Annotated in this window: 20 protein-coding genes; 4 read left to right on the plus strand and 16 right to left on the minus strand. The window is 42.1% G+C overall.

The window, feature by feature from the left end:
- Window positions 1–7 precede the first annotated feature (7 nt).
- The 5 genes from MKI85_RS12450 to MKI85_RS12470 all read right to left on the minus strand — a co-directional run bounded on the left by MKI85_RS12450 (window position 8) and on the right by MKI85_RS12470 (window position 4,803).
- On the minus strand, window positions 8–1,195 hold the full coding sequence (locus MKI85_RS12450; protein ID WP_241628046.1) for an ammonium transporter: 1,188 nt from the start codon (window positions 1,193–1,195) through the stop codon (window positions 8–10).
- 428 nt (window positions 1,196–1,623) lie between these two features.
- Window positions 1,624–2,349, minus strand: a complete 726-nt coding sequence (locus MKI85_RS12455; protein ID WP_241628095.1) for an amino acid ABC transporter ATP-binding protein — start codon at window positions 2,347–2,349, stop codon at window positions 1,624–1,626.
- 14 nt (window positions 2,350–2,363) lie between these two features.
- Window positions 2,364–3,047, minus strand: a complete 684-nt coding sequence (locus tag MKI85_RS12460) for an ABC transporter permease subunit (protein WP_241628047.1) — start codon at window positions 3,045–3,047, stop codon at window positions 2,364–2,366.
- The gene (locus MKI85_RS12465) at window positions 3,047–3,790 is read right to left on the minus strand and encodes an amino acid ABC transporter permease (protein WP_241628048.1); all 744 of its coding nucleotides are present in this window, start codon (window positions 3,788–3,790) and stop codon (window positions 3,047–3,049) included. Before MKI85_RS12465 ends, MKI85_RS12460 begins: the two co-directional genes overlap by 1 nt.
- A 71-nt stretch (window positions 3,791–3,861) precedes the next feature.
- Entirely contained in the window at window positions 3,862–4,803 is a 942-nt protein-coding gene (locus MKI85_RS12470; protein ID WP_241628049.1) for a transporter substrate-binding domain-containing protein, read from the minus strand.
- A 642-nt stretch (window positions 4,804–5,445) separates the two neighbouring features.
- On the opposite strand from MKI85_RS12470, the gene MKI85_RS12475 reads away from it, so the two are divergent.
- Complete coding sequence (locus MKI85_RS12475) at window positions 5,446–6,462, plus strand: molecular chaperone DnaJ (protein WP_241628050.1); 1,017 nt, start codon at window positions 5,446–5,448, stop codon at window positions 6,460–6,462.
- 53 nt (window positions 6,463–6,515) lie between these two features.
- Here MKI85_RS12475 and MKI85_RS12480 read toward each other — a convergent pair whose 3' ends face one another.
- From MKI85_RS12480 to MKI85_RS12490, 3 genes are all read right to left on the minus strand, one after another.
- Window positions 6,516–7,187: an HNH endonuclease gene (locus MKI85_RS12480; RefSeq protein ID WP_241628051.1), complete on the minus strand. Its 672-nt coding sequence runs from the start codon at window positions 7,185–7,187 to the stop codon at window positions 6,516–6,518.
- On the minus strand, window positions 7,180–8,637 hold the full coding sequence (locus tag MKI85_RS12485) for an AAA family ATPase (protein ID WP_241628052.1): 1,458 nt from the start codon (window positions 8,635–8,637) through the stop codon (window positions 7,180–7,182). Before MKI85_RS12485 ends, MKI85_RS12480 begins: the two co-directional genes overlap by 8 nt.
- Before the next feature lie 65 nt (window positions 8,638–8,702).
- On the minus strand, window positions 8,703–11,597 hold the full coding sequence (locus MKI85_RS12490) for a valine--tRNA ligase (RefSeq protein WP_413351224.1): 2,895 nt from the start codon (window positions 11,595–11,597) through the stop codon (window positions 8,703–8,705).
- Between the two features lie 181 nt (window positions 11,598–11,778).
- Here MKI85_RS12490 and MKI85_RS12495 point away from each other — a divergent pair, with 181 nt between their 5' ends.
- Together MKI85_RS12495 and MKI85_RS12500 are read left to right on the plus strand one after the other, a co-directional pair.
- The gene (locus MKI85_RS12495; RefSeq protein WP_241628053.1) at window positions 11,779–12,441 is read left to right on the plus strand and encodes a hypothetical protein; all 663 of its coding nucleotides are present in this window, start codon (window positions 11,779–11,781) and stop codon (window positions 12,439–12,441) included.
- Between the two features lie 34 nt (window positions 12,442–12,475).
- Window positions 12,476–13,282 carry an SDR family NAD(P)-dependent oxidoreductase gene (locus tag MKI85_RS12500; RefSeq protein WP_241628054.1) on the plus strand — a complete coding sequence of 269 codons (807 nt, stop codon included), beginning with the start codon at window positions 12,476–12,478 and terminating at the stop codon, window positions 13,280–13,282.
- Between the two features lie 62 nt (window positions 13,283–13,344).
- Here MKI85_RS12500 and MKI85_RS12505 read toward each other — a convergent pair whose 3' ends face one another.
- The 8 genes from MKI85_RS12505 to sdsA form a co-directional block, all read right to left on the minus strand.
- Window positions 13,345–13,794, minus strand: coding sequence for a YbjQ family protein (locus tag MKI85_RS12505; RefSeq protein ID WP_241628055.1), 450 nt, complete (start codon window positions 13,792–13,794; stop codon window positions 13,345–13,347).
- Between the two features lie 9 nt (window positions 13,795–13,803).
- Window positions 13,804–14,151: a YbjQ family protein gene (locus MKI85_RS12510; RefSeq protein ID WP_241628056.1), complete on the minus strand. Its 348-nt coding sequence runs from the start codon at window positions 14,149–14,151 to the stop codon at window positions 13,804–13,806.
- A 111-nt stretch (window positions 14,152–14,262) separates the two neighbouring features.
- Window positions 14,263–15,711 (minus strand): multidrug efflux RND transporter AdeIJK outer membrane channel subunit AdeK, encoded by a 1,449-nt coding sequence (gene adeK / locus MKI85_RS12515; RefSeq protein WP_241628098.1) that lies wholly within the window; start codon window positions 15,709–15,711, stop codon window positions 14,263–14,265.
- Window positions 15,711–18,890, minus strand: a complete 3,180-nt coding sequence (locus tag MKI85_RS12520; protein ID WP_241628057.1) for an efflux RND transporter permease subunit — start codon at window positions 18,888–18,890, stop codon at window positions 15,711–15,713. The genes adeK and MKI85_RS12520 overlap by 1 nt, the downstream gene beginning before the upstream one ends.
- A 12-nt stretch (window positions 18,891–18,902) precedes the next feature.
- Complete coding sequence (locus tag MKI85_RS12525; RefSeq protein ID WP_241628058.1) at window positions 18,903–20,159, minus strand: efflux RND transporter periplasmic adaptor subunit; 1,257 nt, start codon at window positions 20,157–20,159, stop codon at window positions 18,903–18,905.
- A 32-nt stretch (window positions 20,160–20,191) separates the two neighbouring features.
- Window positions 20,192–20,797: a phosphatase PAP2 family protein gene (locus MKI85_RS12530; RefSeq protein WP_241628059.1), complete on the minus strand. Its 606-nt coding sequence runs from the start codon at window positions 20,795–20,797 to the stop codon at window positions 20,192–20,194.
- Between the two features lie 134 nt (window positions 20,798–20,931).
- Entirely contained in the window at window positions 20,932–22,983 is a 2,052-nt protein-coding gene (locus MKI85_RS12535) for a site-specific recombinase (protein WP_241628060.1), read from the minus strand.
- Window positions 22,984–23,004: 21 nt separating this feature from the next.
- Window positions 23,005–23,982, minus strand: a complete 978-nt coding sequence (sdsA, locus tag MKI85_RS12540; protein ID WP_241628061.1) for an All-trans-nonaprenyl-diphosphate synthase — start codon at window positions 23,980–23,982, stop codon at window positions 23,005–23,007.
- Window positions 23,983–24,416: 434 nt separating this feature from the next.
- Here sdsA and rplU point away from each other — a divergent pair, with 434 nt between their 5' ends.
- A complete protein-coding gene (rplU, locus tag MKI85_RS12545) occupies window positions 24,417–24,728 on the plus strand; it encodes a 50S ribosomal protein L21 (protein ID WP_100242544.1) in 312 nt (103 codons plus the stop codon).
- Window positions 24,729–24,735 lie beyond the last annotated feature (7 nt).

Raw genomic sequence — 24,735 nt, forward strand, 5'->3', positions numbered from 1 at the left:
GTATGAGTTAAAACATATTGTCGTCAGAGTTGGCTGAAATTTTATGGATCGACAAATCGGCACCACGGAATTCATCTTCTTGTGATAAACGAATACCGACGCAGGCCTTTAAGCCGCCGTAGACCACAAAACCACCCGCAAGCGCAACTGCAATTGCGAACAGCGTACCAATCACTTGTGACATCATGGACACGCCCCCAATTCCACCTAACCATTGTTGCCCAAAAACACCCACGGCTAAGCCACCAAATGCCCCGCAAATGCCGTGCAATGGCCATACCCCCAAGACATCATCTACCTTGAGTTTGTTTTGGGTGTAGGTAAAGAACTTCACAAAGATAATTCCTGCAATCGCACCAATAATTAATGCACCAAAAGGATGCACAATATCGGAGCCTGCGCAGATGGCAACTAAGCCCGCGAGTGGACCATTGTGTAAGAAGCCAGGGTCATTTTTCCCAATCATATTGGCAGTTACAGTACCACCGACCATTGCCATCAGTGAGTTAATCGCAACCAGACCTGAAATGGCATCTAAACGCTGCGCACTCATGACGTTAAAGCCAAACCAGCCGACAATCAGAATCCATGAACCTAAGGCAAGGAATGGAATGGAAGAGGGGGGATGCGCACTCACACGTCCATCTTTTTTATAGCGACCATGGCGCGCACCTAATAGGATCACGGCTGCCAAGGCAATCCAGCCCCCCATGGCATGGACCACTACTGAGCCAGCAAAGTCATGGAATGGCGCACCAAAAGTGTGCTCTAGCCATGCTTGTACGCCAAAATTGCCATTCCAGACAATGCCTTCAAAGAATGGATAGACCAAAGCAACCAACAGTAATGTCGCGATGGCTTGGGAACGCATTTTGGCACGCTCTGCAATTCCCCCTGAGATAATCGCAGGAATTGCCGCCGCAAAAGTCAGCAAAAAGAAACAACGCATCAGGTTATAGCCATGATCTGCTGCTAAGGTTGCTCCCATATGGAAGAAATGCTGCCCATAGGCAATATAGTAACCTACAAAAAAGTAAGCCATCGCTGAAAGCGCAAAGTCTGTCAGGATTTTACTTAAGGCATTGACCTGATTTTTATGTCGAACTGTTCCTAGTTCCAAAAATGCGAAACCGGCATGCATCGCCAGCACCAGCACTGCTCCTAGCAGTAAAAAAAGTAAATCAAAATCTTGCATATCTTGCTCAAAAAAAGTGCTAAATACGATCTTAGGCACAAAGTTGGAGAGTTAAATTGCACCAAAATAGTTTAGTAAATCTAAAAGTTGGAGTCCTTAAACCAAATACTCCGTTGATGCGTATATCTAAGCAAAAAATGCACCAATATAGATGAAATTGAGATTCAGTAGCTGGAAATTAGCGCATATGCGCCCCAAAATAGATTTTACTGGAGAGGCTGTTTAGTTAAAAAAATCCAATTTTTCTTAATTTAAATTATATATCATAAGGATAAGTTGAATTTTTATATATTATGATTTTATCAAATCTAAACAGAATAGAAATTTTTTTTAGCGGCGCTGTGTAAGCCGGTTTGAAGCATCAAATAAGCGTCATTTCTGGTGCATCAAGTGGCAAAGAAGACCCACTTGATGACCTGTGGTAAGAATTAATGCAAAATTTTATCTAGGAACTGCTGCGCCCGTTCGCCACGTGGCGTGTTAAAGAATTCATCTTTAGAGCAGTCTTCCACAATTTTACCCTGATCCATAAAAATAATCCGATTTGCCACTTGGCGGGCAAAGCCCATTTCATGGGTCACGCACATCATGGTCATGCCTTCTTTGGCTAGACCAACCATCACATCGAGCACTTCATTGATCATTTCTGGGTCGAGGGCGGAAGTCGGCTCATCAAACAGCATCGCAATTGGGTCCATACTTAAGGCACGGGCAATGGCGACACGTTGTTGCTGACCACCCGAGAGCTGTGCAGGATATTTATTGGCTTGTGAACTGAGACCCACGCGATCTAAATAGGCGAGTCCCTTTTTCTTGGCTTCGTCCTCACTACGACCTAACACTTTAATTTGCGCAATGGTCAAATTCTCAGTAATGCTTAAATGCGGAAATAATTCAAAGTGTTGAAACACCATGCCCACACGACTGCGCAGTTTGGTTAGATCGGTTTTCGGGTCGGCAATTGGAATGCCATCTACATAAATTTGTCCTTGTTGAAAGGGTTCCAAACCATTTACGGTTTTAATTAGGGTAGATTTACCCGAACCTGAAGGACCACAGACTACCACCACTTCACCTTGGCAGATTTGAGTGGTGCAGTCAGTAAGTACCTGAAATTGTTGATACCATTTGCTCACATTTTGGAGATCAATCATTACTTTTTTATCACTCATACTTTTAATCTCCTTTGTAGTTTTTTCACCGCAAATGTCGCCAAGGCACTGATGCTAAAGTAGACCAGACCTGCAAACAGAATGTACTGGGTCAATAAAGCCATCAGGTCGCCACGCACGTAGTTGGTACGGAAGAAATCCAGCAAGCCAATCGCATACACCATGGTGGAATCTTGGAACAGAATAATGGTTTGTTGTAGCAATAGCGGTGTCATTTTCCGAAAGGCTTGCGGCAAAATAATCAAACGCATGGACTGGCTATAACTCATGCCCAAAGCATAAGCAGCGGCACTTTGCCCTTTGGGAATCGATTGAATCCCTGCGCGGACAATTTCCGAAAAATAGGCGGCTTCAAATAGCATAAACGCAACAATACTGGAGACTAGCGCCGTATCAATGGTCAGGTAATTGCCCGTAATGGCGGTATAGAAAAATGGAACCGCAAAGTAGAACCACATCAGCACCAGCAGTAGGGGAATCGAGCGAAACAAATTCACATAGGCTTGCGCGATGAGATTCAGTGCTCGAATGGATGATAAGCGCATAAGCGCCAGTAGGGTTCCAATAAAAATCCCGCCGAGTGTCGCAATACATACCACTTTTAAGGTAATGCTGAGACCATGCCATAAGGCAGGTGCAGAGAGATGTAAATCTTGAATAAATGCAGTCAGCCATTCCATTATTTATCTCCTGCAATTAAACCTGGAATACGTAACCGCTTTTCCAGAAAATTCATAAATTGAATAAGGCAGATGTTAATCACGATAAAAATAATGGTGACGTAGGTATAAATTTCGATGGTGCTTTGGGTGTACTCACTGATGGTTTTCATTTGCGAAATAATTTCGGCAACACCGACCAAGGATGCGACCGATGTATTTTTTACACAGTTGGTCAGTTCCGAACTTAAAGGCGGCAAAATGGTACGGAAGGATTGCGGCAAAATAATATAACGATACAGTTGTGCGGTACTAAAGCCTAAAGCATAACCCGCATTGACTTGTCCTGTGGGGAGGGCTTCAATGCCTGTACGGACTTGTTCACAAACCCGTGCCGCAGTAAATAGTCCCAAGCCAATACTGGCAGAAACTAGGGCACTGGTACTGGCACTCAAATCATTCACCCACCAGTCTCGCAGTCCTGCGGGTAAAAAGTTGGGTACTACATAAAACCAGATAAATAGTTGAATCAACAGCGGCACATTACGAAAAATGGTCACATAAGCGGTGCCAATGGCGCGAGCAGTTTTATTTGGAAGCGTACGCATAATGCCCAGCAGACTGCCCAGCACAAATGCGATTGACCATGCCACAATAGCGATGACCAGTAACCATCCCAACCCCGTTACAATCCAGTTGAAATAGGTACTGTCCCCGACACCTGTAGATTGAAATAATACGCCCCAGTTCCAGCTATAGTTCATAGGAGCTCCAGTGTCTGAATCAGGTAGGCATGAGCACTACCTGATGTAATTGAAGAGTATGATCAGACAAATTACTGATCACGGTCATGTGGTGCGCTAATCAGAGTTTTCAGCTCTTCAGACATTGGGAAGTTCAGGTTAATATTTTTTGGTGGGATTGGTTGTTCAAACCATTTTTTATACATGCTGTTAATTTCGCCTGAGCTGTAGACCGATTTAATCGCATCATCTACCACTTGCTTGAATTCAGGATCCCCTTTTCTGAGCATACAGCCATAAATTTCATGCACTGGCGAAGTGCCGACAATTACCCAATTGTCTGGATCTTTGGCTTTGGATTTTTCCCCTGCCAGTAAAATGTCATCCATCATAAAGGCTGCTGCACGACCGTTTTGCAACATCAGGAAAGATTCAGCATGGTCTTTGGCAGAAATAATTTCGCCAATGCCCAGTTCTTTTTCATGTTGGCGGATATAGCGTTCGGAAGTGGTACCTGCGGTCGTGACCAGTTTTTTGCCTTTTAAGTCGGCGAAGTCTTTGACTCCAGAATCTTTCGCGGTGAGTAAGCGTGAACCGACTTCAAAAAAGCCGACCGAGAAATCAACTTGTTGCTGACGTTCTTTATTGTTGGTGGTGGAACCACATTCTAAATCGACTGTGCCATTCGACACCAAAGGAATACGGTTTTGACTGGTGACCAAGTTATAGCGAATTTTTAAATCTGGCATATTCAGTTTTTGTTTCACTGCATCTACAACTTTAAGCTGTAAATCATGCGCATAGCCCACAGGTTGATTCGGATTATCGGCAATATAGGAAAATGGAATCGAAGAGTCGCGATGACCGAGCACAATGGTGCCTGACTGTTTAATTTTATCCAGTGTTCCTGATGCCGCCGTCTCTTTGCCACCTGCATCATTATTGCTTGGTGGTTTGTCGCCGCTACAGGCACTTAGACCCAAAGCAAGCGTACTGGCACAGAGAAGGGAAGTCAGGGGCTGTTTTAGTAACATAAGTAAAACTCCTTGTGTTTTATTGTCATCTTTCGCTTTATTTATTGACTGAATATCCATCAGCTTAATTGTTTTTTCATTTATCCCTGTTTGTCAGACAAACAGCTTTAACTTCATCTTATCGCGAGTTTTCACTACTTGCGAAGCTCAGATTGTTGATGCTTTGTTAACGATAAATGCCTAAGTTTTAAACAGATTTTAAGTCTGATGGATAGAACCTAGAGAGAACAAAGCAGAATCTATGCCTGCAAGTGATTGTGCTAATAAATAACATACTGTTTTTAATAAAAATACACAATTAGTTGTTCAGTATTTTTCATTTTTTAAAATATGAAATTATGGATCTAATATTGTTAAGTATATGTTTTAAAATAATTTTATCAATACGTGGGGTTTTGGGGAGCAGTTAGTACAACACCCACCAGATTGTAGAAAAAGGGACATATAAATAGTCGCAAACAGATTTAGAAAATAAGATAGTGCAATTATCTAAACTTTAGGCGTGATAAGGCACAGTCATTGCGCAGAGTATATGTGGAGGATGTCATTATTGCTTTGCAGGGGAATATGCAGGGTAGTTGAGTACTGTCCTTTGACTAAACTTGATATAGTGGCTGCATTGTTTTAGCGTGTGAATCGGCAATGTCTTTAGATTTGAAAATCAGCATACAGCAACGGACTGAACCCTCTCTACAGCAGAAAAAGCTGAATCGCCTGATTGATAAAATTGAACAGCAAAAAATTAGCCTTGCCACATGGCAAAATGCTCAAACCGAAATTCAACAGCACACGCGGCAAAAACTGTTGCCTGTGTATAGCGAACTGCATCAGGTGTTGTTTCAGCAGCTCGATCAGCTTTGGCATGTATTGCACAATCATGAGTTTTCCAAAGCGGATATGCAGCAACTGGATGAAAGCATTGCCCAGCGTGCGCAGATGCTGAAACACTCCAAAATGCTTTCCAACGAACAGCTGCAACAGGTAGAGCAGATCCATCGTTTTTATCAGCAGCATGCACATCAGTCGCTAAAGAAGCCTAAAAAAGTACAGCAGCACAGAGTCGATCTACCTGAAAATGATGAGCAAACAGCTTTGTTTGAAGATGACTTTGAACAGTATGCTGCCGAGCAGCAACAGGCACGTGAACAAGCCAAACAGCTAAGACAGCAACAAAAACGGGAACAAGCCGAGCAGATGGCAGCGCAGTCGCTGAAAACCGTGTATTTAAAAATTGCCGCGATGATTCATCCAGACCGTGAGCAGGACGAGTCTAAGAAAGAAGAAAAAACCGAGTTGTTCCAGCAAGCAAGTCAGGCGTATGAGCAGCAGGATTTGTTTTATTTACTCAAACTTCAGTTACAGCTTGAACAGAACAAGGGCGTTGGGGCGAAAGAGTTATCTGCGGAGCAAGTGAAGTTTTATAAACTGGCTTTGGATGCGCAAAGTCAGCAGCTTGAAAGTCAAATTAGTGAGATTTTAGATTCCTTTCATTTGGCAAAGAAGGTGAAAGCCGAGCATGTGCATATTAGTGATGTGTATAAAGCCATAGATGCGGATTGTGCTGAGTTAAAGCAGCAGTTGAAGTGGGAAAAAGAGCGTTTAAAGCATATGAAAAAGGTGAGTGGGGTGGAGATGTTGTTGGAGCATGGGGTTTTGTAGATTTACCCCTCCACTTGGGAGAGGTAATATGGAAATTATACTGATTTTTGATGTTATAATTTTTCAACGTCATCTAAGGCATTCTTCAATTTAGAGTCTTTTTCTAAGTATCCACGTAGTACAGCAGAAAAAGCATAATGTGATTTCAAACGTCTTTTAATATCATTAGCCTTTTTAATTTTTTTCTCATCTGACCAATCATCTAACTTACGTAAAAATTTACTTCGTAATTTCAAAAAATCATTATGTACCTCAATGATTTTCTCTCTTAAATCCTCTTTGCTAACTTCTTGAATGCCACTATTTGCATTGTTAAAAGATTTAAAGATTAACTCTTTAGAACTCTCAGCCTTTGTGTAGTAAGCATGGTTAGTAGGACATGTATTAACAACCTGAATGTCGTCATCAGGATTTACGTAATAAACATTTATCCAATCTTCAACTAAGTGATCTTCTTTACAGCAATCCAACATATCGCTGTGATATTTATTTTTTATAGAGTTACAACGTGAACAAGCATAATAAAGATTATCCCAATCAAGTCTCAGTTTTTCATCATCCAAATGTGGAATAAAATGTTCAACATTTAAATTAGGGAAATATTTTTGTTCACAAATATAGCATTTGCCATGAAAGTCTTTTTTGAGCTGTTTAACGACTACTGGATCTTTATAATCTTTAGTAGTCCAATCGATTGGTCTAGGAGATTTTGATACTTTAAACATCTAGATCCTCCAATTGATCATGATCTAGAAGTAGATTAACAGCCTGTAAATAAAGATTTCTCAGTTTTTTATCTAATTTATTATTTTCCTCTAATGGAATTAATTCTTTGATAATTGATTTTATAGCTAAAAAATTGGTCGGTTTTTCATTTAGAAGTTTTTTTAATATTTGAATTAATTCTTTTGTTTCTGCACTAATAGGATTTACGTGGAATAGCCCTTTAATCACGGATTCATAAGAATAGCGACTTAAATCTTCTTCATAAAATTCACCACTAGAAATGTCATAAACTACCGTATCATTATCTGTTGATGTAATCACAAAAGGTGAGTGAGTACTAACAATAAATTGTATTTTGGGGAATGACTTAATTAGGAAAGGTAATATCTTTTTCTGTAATGAAATATGTAGATGGACATCAATTTCATCGATTATAGTTACTCCTGATAGTTCTTCAGGACTTATTTTTTCTTGTTCAGCGTTCATAAGAAGGGATGAGTAAATATAAAAGATCGCCTTAAAACCAGAAGATAGTTGTTCAAAACTATAGTTAATGTTTCGATTTCTTATATTTATAAGAACTTCATTTCCATCTTTAGAAAAAGATAGTTCGATTGAATCATTTTCAAATATATGTTTTAAGTCATTTTCTACTTTAAGAAACCATTTCTGAACTTCATTGACCATCCAGATGGTATGTCCTTTTTCTTTAGAACGATTGCCTAGAATATTATTGATATCTTTTTTTATGGATACTAAATAAGCCTCTAAAAGATTTGGTGGATCTGTAAGTTCAGGATTTTTAGTTAAATGCTCATAACTTTGAAACACTTTCATACTTAGTCCTTCACGGGAAGGAACGCGTGAGGAGTCAAAAAAATTAAAATCTATTTTTCTATCGTTGGTGGGAATAAGAGAAAATACCCTATCATTTTTAATAATTTTATTTATGTGATAAAAAATTTTATTAATTAGGTTTTCTAAGAATTCAGGCGAGTAATAATGAAAATATTGTTCTAAACTTGGATCTTCAATAGTCTTAATAATATAGTTTTGTTGGTTAAGTGTAGGGTTATCTTTGAAGAAATATTCTTTTTCTATCAAAAAATTATTGTAACTATTTTTCAGAATACTCTTTAATTTATAAATTGAAGAAAGATCTGCTGCTTTCTTTCTACAAATAATTTGATCAATCAAATAAATGCTATTTTCACTAAGTTTAAGAGGTTGTTGGAATTTTTCTAGAGTATATTCTAATAGTTTGATAAGCTCATCAGTGTTTTCTTTTTCAAGGTTGATACCTAAACCAACTTTATTATGAGCTAAATGATTTCTAACTTTATTTAAAAAGTACGTTTTTCCTGAACCATTATTACCTGTAATAATTAAGTTTTTACCGTGTAAAGGAATTTCATTTTTTTCGAATAAAATAGTATCTATATGATTCATTGTGAGAAATAAAGGGCTGAATAATCAGCCCTTTATATTACAGATTAAATTGTAGTCTTTAAAGATTAAAGCGCCGCAATCTGCTCCATATTCGCTTTAATCTTCACTAACTGGTCAGCAAACTCAGCCAATTTCGCTTTCTCACCTTCAACCACTGCGGCAGGTGCTTTCGCTACGAAACCTTCATTTGCAAGTTTAGTTGCAATTTGGTCATGCTGCTTTTGCACTTTGTCTAAGTCTTTTTGTAGGCGCCCCAATTCCGCTTTCGGGTCAATTAAACCCTTCATTGGAACGAATACAGACACGTGACCCACAACAGATGAAGAAGACAATGGTGGTTGTTCAGCATCTGCCAAGAACGTAATGCTTTCAACTTTCGCTAAAGCTTTAAACAACGCTTCAATACGGGTGATCTGTGCTTTCTCAGCATCAGTTGTGTTTTGAAGTAGAACTGGTAATAAACGTGCATTACCCAAGCCCATTTCACCACGGATGTTACGTACCGCACCAATTAAACCTTGTAACCACTGCATGTCCGCTTCAGCTTGCTCATTGATTTTTTCTTGAGCTGGAACAGGGTATGCCGCAGTCATAATGGTTTCGCCTTCAATACCGAGCATTGGCGCAAGCGTTTGCCAAATTTCTTCAGTCAAGTACGGCATAATCGGGTGAGCTAAACGTAAGGACGCTTCCATCACCGCCAATAACACACGACGAACTTCGGCTTTACGCTCTTCAGACACGTCAGCATCGTTCAATACTGGCTTGGTCAATTCTACATACCAGTCGCAGTATTCATTCCAGATGAAGTCATAAATCGCTTGTGCAGCCAAGTCTAAACGGTAGGTTGCAAAGGCTTGTTGAACCGCAGCTTCCGCTTTTTGTAAACGGCTGATGATCCACTGTTCAGGCAATTCCCAAAGATCAGGACGCGCGGTTTGACCAACAGTTTGACCTTCAACATTCATCAACACGAAACGGGTTGCGTTCCAAATCTTGTTACAGAAGTTACGGTAACCTTCAACACGCTTCATGTCGAACTTAATGTCACGACCAGTATTCGCAAGCGCACAGAAAGTGAAACGAACCGCATCTGTACCGTAAGCTTGAATGCCCTCTGGGAATTCTTTACGCGTTGATTTTTCAATCTTCGCTGCTTGTTTCGGGTTCATCAGACCAGTCGTACGTTTTTGTACCAAGGTTTCAAGGTCTACCCCGTCAATGAGGTCTAATGGGTCAAGTACGTTGCCTTTAGATTTAGACATCTTCTGACCTTCGCCATCACGGACTAGACCATGTACATACACAGTTTTGAACGGAACTTGTGGCGTGCCATCTTCATTCTTCATGAAGTGCATGGTCATCATGATCATGCGCGCCACCCAGAAGAAGATAATGTCAAAACCCGTCACCAACACGTCTGTTGGGTGGAAGGTATTGAGGAAATAGTTTTCTGCATCTTTCTTGGCATCGCCCGTCCAATCTAAGGTCGAGAAAGTCCACAGTGCAGAAGAGAACCAAGTATCCAATACGTCTTCATCTTGGCTTAGTGCAACATCCGCAGGAATGTTGTTGTTGGCACGGACTTCAGCTTCGTTACGACCGACAAAAACATTGCCTTGTGCATCGTACCAAGCTGGAATACGGTGACCCCACCAAAGCTGACGTGAAATACACCAGTCTTGAATGTTGTTCATCCATGCCATGTACATGTTGCTGTACTGTTCTGGTACGAACTTGATGCGACCATCTTTCACCGCTTCAATTGCAGGCTCAGCCAATGGCGCAATTTTTACATACCATTGGTCGGTCAATAATGGCTCAACGATGACACCTGAACGGTCACCGCGTGGTGGCTTCAAGGTATATGGTTGAATTTGGTCTAACCAGCCTTCAGCTTCTGCTTGTTCAACCAATTTTTTACGTGCAGCAAAACGCTCTAAACCAATATAGTCTGCTGGTGCAGGAATGGTTTTAGAAATCTGTTCGCCCGCTTTGGCAATGTATTCAAACTCAGCCAATACTTCCGCATTTTTGTTGAAGATATTGATGATTGGCAATTCGCAGCGTTTGCCCACTTCATAGTCATTGAAGTCGTGCGCAGGGGTAATTTTTACACAACCTGTCCCGAATTCTTTATCGACATATTCATCTTTAACGATTGGAACGGCACGACCTGTAATTGGCAGAATGATGTTCTGACCCACAAGGTGGGTATAACGTTCATCATCCAGTGCAACCGCAACCGCTGTATCACCCAATAGAGTTTCAGGACGCGTGGTTGCCACTACGATGTGATCTTTACCATCGTGCGTACGGAGTGATTTGTCTTCAAAGAAGTATTTGAAGTGCCACAATGAACCTGCTTCTTCTTTATCTGACTCAACTTCAAGGTCAGAAAGAGCCGTTTGTAATTTTGGATCCCAGTTCACCAAGCGTTTGCCACGGTAAATCAAGCCATCTTCATGCAGTTTCACGAACACTTCTTTCACTGCATTGGATAAACCTTCATCCATGGTGAAGCGTTCACGTGACCAGTCCACAGAAGAACCTAAGCGACGGATTTGACGGGTAATGGTACCACCAGATTGTTCTTTCCATTCCCAGATTTTTTCAATGAACTTTTCACGACCCAAGTCATGACGGCTGATGTTTTGCGCGCCTAATTGGCGTTCAACGACCATCTGGGTTGCAATACCTGCGTGGTCAGTACCCGGTTGCCATAAAGTATTTTTACCCGACATACGGTTATAGCGCGTCAAGGCATCCATAATGGCATTGTTAAAACCATGACCCATGTGCAAGCTACCGGTGACGTTCGGTGGTGGAATCATGATACAGAATGAATCGCCTTGACCAGATGGCTTAAAGTAGCCTTTGTCTTCCCAAGTTTTGTACCATTTTTTCTCGATCTCAGTAGGATCGTAAGTCGTAGCAATATTTTGCGCAGAATCAGTCATAGTCAGAACAGATAAAAAGTGAATAAAAAATTGCATCTAGTGTAGCAAAAAAATAACTGCTTAGGGATGTCGTCAAATGCTTTGTTTCTGCAATTGTCATGGCAGGAGTTAGGTTTTATGATGAAGGTTGTATAACGACTGCGCATTAGATCGTAGAACTTGATAAAAAGGAAAAAATAGAATGAGTTATGTTATTTCACTCAAGTTGAAATCAGAAACCCATCAACGTTTTCAGGATATCTTTGAGCAATTAAATCAAGGGCAAAGCGAGAGTATTGCCAAGGCACTGGGTGAGGTACTGGCAGACATTTCCTATGAGGTGATTGATCAGGTCTTTGGCGAGATTACCCATATTTCACTATCGGGAGATAATGAATCTGCCAAGGTTATTCAGCATATTATGGAAACCACGCGTAAATATATGCCATGGTCAGTGTCATTTTTTGGCAATGAACGCCTATTGCCCATAGTGAATTATTTACATGAGCTGATGTACCAAAAAGACGGGGAATACTATTTGTCCTATCAGGTTGATCCAGATAATGTCAAAGAATTACTGGTTTTTGCCGAACAGATGCAGCAGGGCGATAATACCGCGGTGATTCCTGCCTTACATGCCTTTACCCAAATTGTGGATCAGGGCGTGACTCATCTGATTCGTATTCCGAAACAAATGCTGAAATTTAATGTGGTGGTGGATAAAACCTTAAACGGTGTAATCCATGTGACTACGCAAATGGGTTATAAGCGTTTTGATAAACTGGGCACGCAATACGATGCCAAAACCATGAGTCATTATTTCAATCATTTCCTTGTTTTTTTAGGAAATTCAACCAACAATTAGTACATAAGCCGCAATAGCATCAGGATAGTGGATCATGGCAAAGCGTGACAGTTTAGAAAATAAAGTGGTATGGATTACTGGGGCATCTTCAGGTTTAGGTAAAGCCTTGGCACAGGAGTGCGCCTTACAAGGTGCACAAGTGGTATTAACCGCTCGTCGTTACGAAGAATTGGAAAAGGTACGTGTGGGATTACTCAATCCGGATCAACATCTTTCCATTGCGATGGACATTACCAATGAAGCCCAAGTGTTACATGCTTATGAGCAACTTCTAGCTGCCAAAGGACGCATCGATTGGCTAATCAATAATGCAGGTCTCAGTCAGCGCGCTTTAATTTCTGAAACGACCATGCAGACTGAACGCACCATCATGGAAGTGGATTACTTCTCGCAGGTGTTTCTGACAAAAACCGTATTGCCGACTTTTATCAAGCAAAAATCAGGGCGAGTGGTGTTTGTTTCGAGTATTGCTGGTTTGGTTGGTGTGCAATACCGTGCTTCGTATTCTGCGGCAAAAGGCGCCATTCATATGTGGGCAAACAGTTTAAGGGCTGAAGTCGCAGATCAAGGGATTGATGTATCCGTAGTTTTCCCTGGGTTTGTCAAAACCAATGTCTCCATTAATGCTTTGAATGGTGCAGGGCAGGCACAAGGTTTTGACAATGAAGTTACAGCCAATGGTCTAGAGGCAGATGAATTTGCGCAAGAAACCGTGAAGGCTTTAATGAAAGGGGATGAGTATATTGTTGTGGGTGGACGTAAGGAAACCTTAGCGGTATTGATCTCGCGCCTATCACCAAGTGCGTTATACCGTATGATTCGTAAAGCTAAAGTCAAATAAGTTGTCACTGATCTCATTTGAATTAAACGGGCTAGAAACGATTCAGCCCGTTTTTTTATGGTTTAGATGTCAGCATCTGTTTTTAAAATAGCTGTACCGTAGGCAAATACCTCGACCATCCCGCCTTGCATACCCATTTCTGTGGTACTTAAACGTAAGCCTTGTATTTGGGTCGCCCCCATTTTCTCTGCTTCAAGTTTTAAGCGGACAATCGCTTCACGACGTGCGCGATCGACGACTGTTTCATAGCTGGTTAGTCTGCCACCCAGCAGATTTTGTAAATTGGCAATGATGTATTTGAAGTAGTCATGCGAAATCACTACATTGCTGCTGACCATGTAGCCCAGTGCGGTATTTTGCTTAAAGCGGCTAATGTCTAAGCTGATATAGGCTAAACGCTGTTCTTGTTGCGCCAGTTGTAATAAGTGCTGCCGTTCATTGTGGCGTCCAAAGCCCCAACCGACTGCAAACAGTACGGCAAAGACAATGACTTGGAAAATTAATCCGTCCATTGTGGTGCCTTATGCCGAAAAAGGATCAGGGATACGCTGCAGCGGTTCAACAATCACGGCTGTGCCATAGACAAACAGTTCTGAAGCACCTTGAGCAATATTTGAGGTGGAGAAACGAATGCCGACCACCGCATTTGCGCCCATGGCACGGGCTTTTTCAATCATACGGTTCATGGCTTCTTGTCGTGATTCTTCTAATAATTCGGTATATGCCGTCAGTTCACCACCGACAATATTTTTCAGTCCTGCCAGTAAGTCTCGTCCCACATGTTTACTACGCACTGTACTGCCATAGACAACATCCAGTTGTTGACGAATATGATGACCTGGAACCGTTTCAAGATTACTTAATAGCATAGATAGAATAAAACCAATCGGTTGAATTTAAATAGAATCTTGAAGATAGGAAATAACGTGCAAAAAAGCAATAAAAAAGCCCACCGAAGTGAGCTTTGATAGGTTTAACCTTTATTTTGCCGCTTTGGTTTCTGCGGTAGAAGGTTGTTGCTGAATGCTGTCACTGGTATTGGCTTTAACACCACCACCCAAAGTTTTATACAGTTCAACTTGGTTATTGAGGTTGGCTTGTTGCAATAACAACAAACTTTGTTCAGCCGAATACGCGCTACGTTGGGAATCCAATACGGTTAAGTAATTGTCAATTCCTGCACGGAAGCGGGCATTAGAAAGTTTGTAGGTAGTATTGGTTGCTTCAACCAAGCGGCGTTGTGCTGCTAAACGGTCACCAATGTTTTCACGTGTTGCCAAGGCATCATTGACTTCACGGAATGCCGTTTGAATGGTCTGCTCATAATTAGCCAAGGCAATTTTCTGGTCAATTTCAGAAATTTTCACATTGGCTTTACGTGTGCCCCAGTCAAAAATAGGAATATCCAGACTTGGACCCAATGACCAAACGAAAGCACCTGATTTAAACAAGTCGCTTAAATCGGTAGAGGCGTAGCCCGCAGTACCGGTCAAACTGATGGTCGGATAAAGTTGTGCTTTTGCTGCACCGATATTGGCACCCGCAGCAGAGAGTTGATATTCTGCTGTACGCACGTCAGGACGGTTGTTGAGCAAATCACTTGGTAAGCCAGCACCAATCGCAGTACTTTTGGTCACTTGAGTAACAGGTTGCTTCGCCAACAAGTTTTCAGGAACAGCTTGACCTACCAAAAGGTTAAGCAGGTTTTGTGCCTGAGCCACTTGGGTCTTGTAGTTTGCTACGTCGTTACGTGCAGTTTCGACCGAAATTTGTGCTTGACGCACAGGCAGTTCACTGTCGATCCCTACATCAAAACGCTTTTTATTCAGATTGTAAGATTCAAGCTGAGCTTTTAAAGTTTGATCTGCCAGTTTCAAATTGGCATTGGCAAATGAGTAGCTGAGCCATGCTTGCGCAACTTGACCAATCAGGGAAATTTGCGTCGCATCGCGTGAGCTTTGAGTTGCTAAATAGCTGTCTAAGGCATTGTCTTTCAGGCTACGTACACGTCCCCAAAAGTCCAACTCATACGCTGTCACCCCTAAACCAACATTATAGCTCGTCATAGGCTTTGTGTTGCTGAGCGTATCTTGACGCAGAATACTTCCACTGGCACCAATGGTCGGCAGTTGGTTGTTTTCTGTGATTTGATAGGTTTGCTGTGCACGTTGAATGTTTAAAGTCGCAGTACGCAGGTCACGGTTGTTGGCTAAAGCCATTTCAATCACTTGTACTAGACGCGGATCAGCAAAAAAGTCTTTATACCCTTGTTCAGCTACAGATGTACCAGAAGCACTCGCTGTGTAACCTTGTGGAATATTCGCTTGAGCGACGGGTTCTGGACCACGCATGCTTTGACACGCAGTCAAAGCAAGCGCAAGTGCCGATACCGCAATGCTACGACCTGAAATAGACCATACTTTTTGCATCACGATGTTTGCTCCTGATTGTTTTGTGTTTTAGGTTTGTATTTGAAGATACTACGAATCCAAACGAAGAACACTGGAATGAAGAAAATACCCAACAGTGTAGAACTAAGCACACCACCCAGTACACCGTAACCAACTGAGTGTTGGCTACCAGCACCTGCACCTGTAGAGATGGCAAGAGGCAGTACACCGAAACCGAAGGCAAGGGTCGTCATAATGATTGGACGTAAACGTAATTTTGCTGCATGCATGGTGGCTTCAAACAGGTCTTGACCTTTTTCTTGAAGCTCTTTAGCAAATTCTACAATCAGAATTGCATTTTTCGCAGACAGACCAATAACGGCAATCATGGCGACTTGGAAATAAATGTTATTGGCAAGATTCGGGTTGTGTAATACATGGAAGCCAAAGAAGGTTAATCCAACAGCACCTACCAGACCTAGCGGAACCACCAGCATTACAGAGAATGGAATAGACCAGCTCTCGTACAACGCCGCCAAACAGAAGAAGACAATAAGTAAAGATAATGCATAGAGCGCAGGACCTTGTGAACCAGAGTCTTGTTCTTCAAGCGATAAGCCTGTCCATTCGTAGTCAAAGCCTTGCAAGCCCATCGATGGAAGTTTCTGCATAATCTCTTGCATGGCCTGCATTGCTTCACCCGAACTCACACCTGTTGCAGCAGAGCCCTGAATGTTCATTGCAGATACGCCGTTGTAACGCTCAAGACGTGGTGAACCATAGGTCCATTTACCTGTTGCAAAAGCAGAGAACGGAACCATCGTACCTGCATTGTTACGCACGTACCACTTGTTCAAATCATCAGGCATCATGCGGCTGTTCGCTTCCGCTTGTAAATACACTTTTTTAACACGACCACGGTCAATAAAGTCATTTACGTAGCTACTACCCCAAGCAATACTCATGGTGTTGTTGATGTCAGATAAGCTTACGCCCATTGCACCTGCTTGCGCTTGGTCAATGTCGATTTGATACTGTGGTGTATCTTCCATACCATTTGGACGAACAGCCGTTAGGCGCTTGTCTTGTGCAGCCATGCCGAGAATCGCATTTCGCGCAGCAAGAAGCTTTTCATGACCTTGACCATTCACGTCTTTCAACATGAAGTTAAAGCCTTGGCTGACACCGAGTTCAGGCATTGATGGCAATTGTAATGGATAGATCATAGATGCATCTTGAACCATGCCATTCAAACGCATTGCACGACCAATCAACGCACCAATCTGCGTATCCGCACTGGTACGTTCATCCCAGTCTTTCAATCGAACAAAGGCAATACCTTGGTTCTGACCTTGACCTGTAAATGAGAAGCCCGCAACGGTAAATACCGATTGAACGCTTTTATCTTCTTGTTTCAAGAAGTAGTCATTCACAGTATCCATTGTGTTCGAGGTACGCTCAAGCGATGCATTTGGTGGTAATTGTACCAGTGTCATGATAATACCCTGATCTTCATCAGGTAAGAATGCAGACGGTAAACTACGCAGCAACAATACAAAGATACCAATGATGACCGCATAAAATATTCCTGAGAACACTTTATGGTGAGTCATACGGTTGACACCATTTTGATAGCTTTGCGAAATACGTTCAAAGCTGCGGTTAAACCAGCGGAAAAAGCGTGCAATAGGATTATTGCTGACAGGCTTGTTCGGATCGTGCTGTTTTAAGACAGTTGCACAGAGTGCAGGGGTGAACGTCAAGGCAACGATTAATGAAATGATCATTGCGGTCACAAGTGTGATGGAGAACTGACGATAAATTACCCCTGTGGTGCCCGAGAAGAACGCCATTGGAATAAATACCGCACTCAATACGCTGGTAATCCCGATTAAGGCACCAGAAATCTGTTGCATTGAGTTTTCGGTCGCGGTGACAGGATCAAGATGTTCTTCCTGCATGATCCGTTCAACGTTTTCCACCACAACAATCGCATCATCGACCAGAAGACCAATTGCCAATACCATGGCAAACATGGTTAAGGTGTTGATGGTAAAGCCAAAGATGTTGATGACTGCAAATGTTCCGAGTACAACCACAGGAACTGCAAGTGTTGGAATGATCGTCGCACGCCAGTTTTGTAGGAACAAGAACATGACGATGAAGACCAGTGCCACAGCTTCAATTAAGGTATGAAGAACGTTTTCAATCGATAACTTAACGAATGGCGTGGTGTCATAGGCAATTTCATCTTTCAGACCAGCTGGATAGCTTGGGCGTAATTTTGCTAAAGCCGCTTCTACCGCTTCAGCAGTATCCAATGCGTTTGCACCTGTGGATAAGCGAATCGCAATACCACCCGCTTCTTTACCATTGTATTTAGAATCAAACTGATAAGTTTCTGAGCCCAATTCCACACGTGCTACATCGCCCAAACGAACTTGCGCACCTGAAGATGTATTTTTCAGGAAAATATTACGGAATTGTTCAGGGGTTTGTAGCATGGTTTGCGAGTTAATGGTCGCATTGATCATTTGACCTTTGACTGCAGGTGCACCCCCCAATTGACCCACTGCAACCTGAGCATTTTGTGCTGAAATTGCAGAAGAAACATCAGAAGGAGTCAACTGATAAGTATTCAGTTTGGCTGGATCTAACCAGATACGCATTGAGTACTGACCACCAAACACCTGAACCTCACCGACACCAGGAACACGGCTCAGCGGATCCTTAATGTTGGCATTCACGTAGTCTTTAATGTCAGCACCTGAAAGCTTGCCATCAGGAGAGTAAAATGAAACAACCTGTAGGAAGCTTGCCCCAGATTTTTTAACCGTGATCCCTTGACGCTGTACAATTTCAGGTAACGATGCTGTCGCTGTTTGTAGTTTGTTCTGAACTTGTACCTGCGCAATATCCGCATCGACGCCTTGGTTAAAGTTCACATCAATCGCAATACTACCGTTCGACAAACTTTGCGAACTGATATAACGCAAACCATCCAGACCATTTAACTGCTGTTCAATGACCTGCGTTACCGAGTTTTCAATGGTTTCAGCAGAAGCACCTGGATAGTTTGCTGAGATTGAAATTTTCGGTGGCGCAATCGTCGGATATTGCGCAATTGGCATTCCTGTTAGCGTGATAATCCCCGCCAACATAATCACCAGTGCAATCACCCACGCAAAAATGGGGCGATGAATAAAAAATTTAGCCATTCAGTCTACCCCTTATGCGTGTGAAGTAGCTTTTTGTGCAGTGTTTGATTCAGCTTGTTTTGCTTGAGGTTTTTCAGCAGTCGCTGGTGCAGATGCTGTTGGTGCTTCAGCTTGAGGTTGATATGGCTTAGTTGTTACAGTTTGACCTGCTTTCACTTTTGCAATGCCCTCGACCACAATTTTCTCACCTGTTTTAATGCCCTCAGTCACAATCCAGTCCTGACCTTGCACACCAACGGTGGTGATCGGGCGTGATTCAACCGCACCTTTCGCATCAACAATCATTGCGACCGCTTGACCTGTAGGCGTACGGGTGACGGCTGCTTGTGGCACCAAAATCGCATTTGGAATTACCCCTTGCACGATTTGTGCATTGGCAAACATCCCAGGGAGTAACAAGTGATTTGGGTTCGGGAACACGGCACGAATTGTCACTGTCCCTGTATCCGTATTTACACTGGCATCAGAGAACGCTAAACGACCTTCGATAGGGTAGTAGCTACCATCTTCCAGTTTCAGTTTCACACGCGTGTTGTTACTGCTGTCTAAGCTGCCTTTGCTGAGTTGTTGACGTAAACGCAAAAGTTCAGCACTAGACTGGTTAATATCGACATAGATCGGATCTAAACGTTGAATCGTCACCAATGGATCTGTTTGATTTGCAGTCACCAATGCACCCGCAGTTACGGTTGAACGGTTGGTTTGACCTGAAATCGGTGAACGAATGGTTGAATAACCTAGGTCAACTTCAGCATTTTTAACCTGTGCACGAGCAGCAGCGACTTGTGCTTCAGCAACTTTGACCTGCCCCACTAAATCGTCATAGTCTTGTTTTGCAACGGCATTGCTCGAAACCAGTTGCTGATAACGGTTTAGCTTGGTTCTTAATGAACTTAGGTTTGCTTCTTGTTGCAACAGGGATGCTTTCGCATTATCCAATGTTGCACGGTTAGTACGTGAGTCTAGCTCGTAAAGTGCCTGACCTTCACGGACATAACTGCCTTCAGCAAATAAGCGTTTTAAAATAATGCCGCTGGTTTGCGGGCGAACTTCAGATACTTCAAATGCTGTGGTTCTACCAGATAACTCTACAGATTGTTCAACGCTTTGTGGTTGAGCAACAATCACACCTACTTCAGTCGGCGGCATTTGCTGAGATGCACCAGCCTGCTGCGCATCTTTTGGATCTTTGCTACAACCAACAAGTGCAATACTTGTTGCCAATGCGCAAGCGGTGAGGGCAGGTGCCCAAAGCTTTGCAGACATCATTGTTCCACCTCGGATAGATTATTATCTAAAAATTAATTTATTGTTTGCTTCATACGATGTTTAAACACGATATAAAGCAGGGTAATCCAAATAAAACTTATGCTCCAACCTGCTAGGACATCCGAAGGGAAATGCACGCCCAAGTACACCCTTGAGCACCCCATTAAAATCAACCATACAATTGCAAAACTACAAATATGTGAAGACTTGGAATGGTCTCGATACAGATAAATAACTAGACAACTTAATGCGGCAGCGTAGACGCTGTGCGCACTGGGAAAAGATGCACCATAACTCTGAACTAAATGCAGCATTTCAGGTGGTCGTGGTCTTGCAATCCAGTATTTAAGTAGCCAAGCAATTGCCCCGCTTCCCAACAATCCTAAACAGATCAAAAATATATCAATAAATTTTTTATACCAACTTAAGGCCAAACACCATAAGGTGGTTAAAAAAAGTACGAAAGGCATGCCGCCGATTGCTGAAAGTAGGGTTGTAATTTGATTTAGTTCTTCAGTGCGGTGAGTACTCGCCCATTCGACAATAGCAATATCGAAGGTAAGTAAAGCGGGAGTGTTTAAAATCAAGACACTGAAAAATAATAAAAAACAACCAATAATTAACAGCATGTATGGCATGCATTAACCTCTTGTTCGTTTAACCGGACTTCCCCAGCTAAGATCTGGATCAAAGTGTACTAGTCAGTACACTTTTTTTCAAGCCTGTGTGAACTCGGTTAAATTTCTCTATTGTAAAGTGGAAATATAACAAATCATTTACTTAAAGTTTTGTGCGTATTTGTAGTTTCTTCAACAACTAAAGGCGTTTTTGGCGGCCAGAAAAAGTCACTTGGACGGGTTAAAAAGTGGGTCAATACTAATTTCGCTAACGGCTTCCATTGTTCAAAACGTACTCGACGTGCTCTTAACGCAACAATAATGGTGAGCGTGAAACTCACAAACAAGTTGGTTAAGCCAATTAAAAGTACACCCAAAAAGGAAACAAAAATCAGGCCAATATCCGGACTGTCGTTAATATTCATCAAGCCTTGAATAAAATTGGCAGAGGCAAAGGCAATATGTCGAATATCGAGCGGTAAACCTAAAATAAATCCAATGGTTCCCATGCTGCCAAGCATAATGCCAAAAATAAAGTTACCCGCGAGTGCCCCTAAATTACGCTCAATATATTCCGCAAAGGCATTCAAGCGTTCCTGACCTAAAATCAGTTTCAAATGCATATGGGCTTTAAGTCTCGGTCCGACTTTTCGATAAACGGCCATATTGTCAAAATAGCCAGCAATTAAGCCAGATAAAAATAGACAAACACCAGCGATGGCTGCATGCGGAATTGCAAGAGAGGTGAATGGATTTAAGTCATGTAGTGCTTTTGCTGCTTTGGCATGATTCATTAATGGCTCATGTAAGCCAACTTGCCATAGCCAAGCAATTAAAGCAGCTACTGGAATGGCAATTGAAATATTACCTAGAATGGCAATAAATTGGGTACGGATAATATTGATAATCAGCGCTGCCAATTCGGCAATTTGAGCAGTCTTAGAGCCTTTACGATGCTGTACCGTGGCTGCCAATGCAGCTGCTGTCATCGCGGGCTGTTTGGTCGCGACTGTACAATGAATGACGTGAATCAGCATAAAACCGAATGAGTAATTCATACTGAAGACAAAAGCTTGCATGATCGGTGCCATCACAACTCGTGATGCCAAGGTCTTTAGGGTCGCCATAATAGCAATAATGACCCCTGCACCTGCGGCAGAAAGGTACATCGACCAAAAGCTTTTTTTATCGGTACTTACATAATGCTCACCAGTTTTACTGGCATTCTCTGTCACTTGTAAAGCAATCAGCTCGCTATTATTTGCCAATAATGCTCGAACACTGCGTTCATTATAAATGGCTTGACTAATGTCGGTGAGCAGACTTCCTATCGCTTCATAACGAATATCGTCTTCTTCAACAATCAATTGGAGCAGCAGTTCGACGCGATCCAGACACTGTTCGAGTAATGAAAGTAAGTAGGTGAGGCTGATGCTGACCCCAATTCGCTTTGTCGCACGTCGAATTTTCAAAACGACGTCACGGCATTGTTCAATCATTACTAAGGCTTGCGAAGCATCGGGTGGGGCAATGACAGAAAAATGCTCATGATTTTGATGTAATTTTTTATAGTGCTGAATAAAATCAATAATTTCGCGGTTCTGAACTAAAAAAGGAGATTCATATTCCGTGAGTTCGGGTTGTGCATTAATAAATTCAGGATAAAGCCCAATGCCACTGATTCGATATGAAATTACCGTAATGGCTTTAATCAGCTCACTTTTAATTTTGAGCTTTTCGTGTTGATTGCTATGACCTTGATTTAATAATCGAAACAGCTGTTGCCAGTTTTTCTTTGTGATTTGGTCGAGCCAATAATGATCACTGGCTTGATGGAAAACCTGACGCACCAACTCTTGTAGCTGAGTACCATCATAAATTAAAGGTAAAAAGTGTGCACCTACACGTTGAGCAAGCTGATTCCAAAAACCATCTAGGGATAAAATGCCCGTGTCGGCAAATAAACTGGTTTGTTTGTATTGATTGATTAGACGAAGAAGATAACTTTGTAAGGTAATGGCTGCATTCGGGGTGATGAGTAATGTTTGAATAAACAGCTCAAATTTTTGTTCTATCTCATCTAAATTTCGACTATCGCTGGGGCGAATTAGGTTAACCAGTTCGATTAGCAAGCGATCTTCAACAGCCTGAGCACGCTCAAGCTGTTCTTGCATATTTCGCAACACATCATTTAATTGTATATGCATAGGCAAATAGACAAATCTACTCTATTGAATTCGGTGTAAGGCCAGTTGAGCCAAATTGATCAAGGCTTGACGATAGATTGTGTTAGGTAATGCTACCAGCGCAGCTAAAGCAGCTTCGGTTTCTTCGGTCGCACGTTTTCTGCAATAATCTAAAGCGCCAGATTGTTGCACAATTTCAATTACTTGTTCGAGTTGAGCTGTACCACCCGTGGCAATACTCTTGCGGATAATCTGATGCTGTTCGCCACTGGTGTGTTGTAATGCAGAAATGAGCGGTAAAGTGGGTTTACCCTCCATTAAATCATCACCAATGTTTTTACCGAGTGTTTCAGCGTCCGAAGTGTAATCTAGAATATCATCGATAATTTGGAAGGCATTGCCGAAATGACCAGCAAACTTTCTTAATGGCTCACGGTATTCAGGCGTACCAGTTAGGATCGCAGCGCCTTCAGTCGCTAACTCAAATAAACGTGAAGTCTTGCCATGAATAATATCTAAATAGGTTTGTTCGGTGGTATCGGGTTGATGCTGTGCTTGCAGTTGTAAAACTTCACCTTCTGCAATTTCACAGGTGCCTGTCGAAAAGTCTTTTAATAAGGTCATATTATTCAAATCGACCAATAAATCAAAAGAACGCGAAATGAGGAAGTCACCCACTAATACAGCGGTTTGGTTGTTCCATGTGGCATTTGCGGTTGGACGACCACGACGCAAACCAGACTCATCGACTACATCATCATGAACCAGTGTTGCAGTATGCAGCATTTCAATAATCGCTGCCAATTTCCGCTGCTGTGCCAAGTCTTCTGCGCCACAGGCTTTTGCTGCCAGTAAGCACATGATTGGGCGCATACGTTTACCACCCGCTTCAACCACATGTTTACTGACGGCCATCACCAGTGCCACTTTAGAGGTAATTCCTTCATTAATAAATGTGTCCATCTCAGCAAAGTCTTGAGCTACAGGGGCGAGAATATCTTGCTTAAAATCGATGGTCATAGGAATAGAAACCTCTAGGTGAAGTGATGTTTTCATCTGTGACATAGCTATATAGTGCAATCGAAAAGTAGAAGCAAAGACAGACGTGTTAAATCAGCTGCTTCTAGCTTGGAAGTTAGAGCCAGAGGATTGCAATAAATACGCAAATGAAGTTTTTGATAACATCAAAAATATATCTGCTGACTATAGTAGCGAATTGATTATAAAAATCTATTGTTTATTACACAGTCGTATGTGTTTCATTCTATTTTAATTTAGCATATCGCGAGTTTAAGCCATCATTGACGCGAGTTTAGCTTTTTTTGTGAAGGTGGCTTGTTGTTTGTGCAATAATCACTTAAAATCTGTCCCCTTGTATAACCCCAGTGGCGATCGTCTTAAGATCGATATATCCCTTTATCGGCACGACGACACGGGCATGTTTGGAGTACATTATGTACGCAGTAATCCAAAGCGGTGGTAAACAGCACCGTGTAGTTGAGGGTGAAACCCTTAAAGTTGAATTATTGAAAGCTGAAACTGGCGCGACTATTACGTTTGATGACGTATTAATGGTTGTAAACGGCGAAAGCATTCAAATCGGTGCTCCAGTTGTAGCTGGCGCTAAAGTAACTGCAGAAGTGGTTGGTCATGGCCGTCACGACAAAATTCGCATCGTTAAGTTGCGTCGTCGTAAACACTACCGTAAGCAAACTGGTCACCGTCAATGGTTTACCGAGTTAAAAATTACTGGTATCTCAGGCTAATCACGAG

The organism is Acinetobacter zhairuonensis (assembly GCF_022601715.1).
In the GTDB taxonomy this organism is placed as follows: Bacteria; Pseudomonadota; Gammaproteobacteria; order Pseudomonadales; family Moraxellaceae; genus Acinetobacter.

Bases quoted from the DNA above. Each gene is read 5' to 3' on its own strand.
- rplU (WP_100242544.1), top strand. From the start codon at position 24,417: ATGTACGCAGTAATCCAAAGCGGTGGTAAACAGCACCGTGTAGTTGAG.
- MKI85_RS12460 (WP_241628047.1), bottom strand. From the start codon at position 3,047: ATGGAATGGCTGACTGCATTTATTCAAGATTTACATCTCTCTGCACCT.
- MKI85_RS12505 (WP_241628055.1), bottom strand. From the start codon at position 13,794: ATGGACGGATTAATTTTCCAAGTCATTGTCTTTGCCGTACTGTTTGCA.
- MKI85_RS12470 (WP_241628049.1), bottom strand. From the start codon at position 4,803: ATGTTACTAAAACAGCCCCTGACTTCCCTTCTCTGTGCCAGTACGCTT.
- MKI85_RS12455 (WP_241628095.1), bottom strand. From the start codon at position 2,349: ATGATTGATCTCCAAAATGTGAGCAAATGGTATCAACAATTTCAGGTA.
- MKI85_RS12500 (WP_241628054.1), top strand. From the start codon at position 12,476: ATGGCAAAGCGTGACAGTTTAGAAAATAAAGTGGTATGGATTACTGGG.
- MKI85_RS12490 (WP_413351224.1), bottom strand. From the start codon at position 11,597: ATGACTGATTCTGCGCAAAATATTGCTACGACTTACGATCCTACTGAG.
- MKI85_RS12485 (WP_241628052.1), bottom strand. From the start codon at position 8,637: ATGAATCATATAGATACTATTTTATTCGAAAAAAATGAAATTCCTTTA.
- adeK (WP_241628098.1), bottom strand. From the start codon at position 15,711: ATGCAAAAAGTATGGTCTATTTCAGGTCGTAGCATTGCGGTATCGGCA.
- MKI85_RS12450 (WP_241628046.1), bottom strand. From the start codon at position 1,195: ATGCAAGATTTTGATTTACTTTTTTTACTGCTAGGAGCAGTGCTGGTG.
- MKI85_RS12465 (WP_241628048.1), bottom strand. From the start codon at position 3,790: ATGAACTATAGCTGGAACTGGGGCGTATTATTTCAATCTACAGGTGTC.
- MKI85_RS12510 (WP_241628056.1), bottom strand. From the start codon at position 14,151: ATGCTATTAAGTAATCTTGAAACGGTTCCAGGTCATCATATTCGTCAA.
- MKI85_RS12530 (WP_241628059.1), bottom strand. From the start codon at position 20,797: ATGCCATACATGCTGTTAATTATTGGTTGTTTTTTATTATTTTTCAGT.
- MKI85_RS12475 (WP_241628050.1), top strand. From the start codon at position 5,446: ATGTCTTTAGATTTGAAAATCAGCATACAGCAACGGACTGAACCCTCT.
- MKI85_RS12520 (WP_241628057.1), bottom strand. From the start codon at position 18,890: ATGGCTAAATTTTTTATTCATCGCCCCATTTTTGCGTGGGTGATTGCA.
- MKI85_RS12495 (WP_241628053.1), top strand. From the start codon at position 11,779: ATGAGTTATGTTATTTCACTCAAGTTGAAATCAGAAACCCATCAACGT.
- sdsA (WP_241628061.1), bottom strand. From the start codon at position 23,982: ATGACCATCGATTTTAAGCAAGATATTCTCGCCCCTGTAGCTCAAGAC.
- MKI85_RS12480 (WP_241628051.1), bottom strand. From the start codon at position 7,187: ATGTTTAAAGTATCAAAATCTCCTAGACCAATCGATTGGACTACTAAA.
- MKI85_RS12535 (WP_241628060.1), bottom strand. From the start codon at position 22,983: ATGCATATACAATTAAATGATGTGTTGCGAAATATGCAAGAACAGCTT.
- MKI85_RS12525 (WP_241628058.1), bottom strand. From the start codon at position 20,159: ATGATGTCTGCAAAGCTTTGGGCACCTGCCCTCACCGCTTGCGCATTG.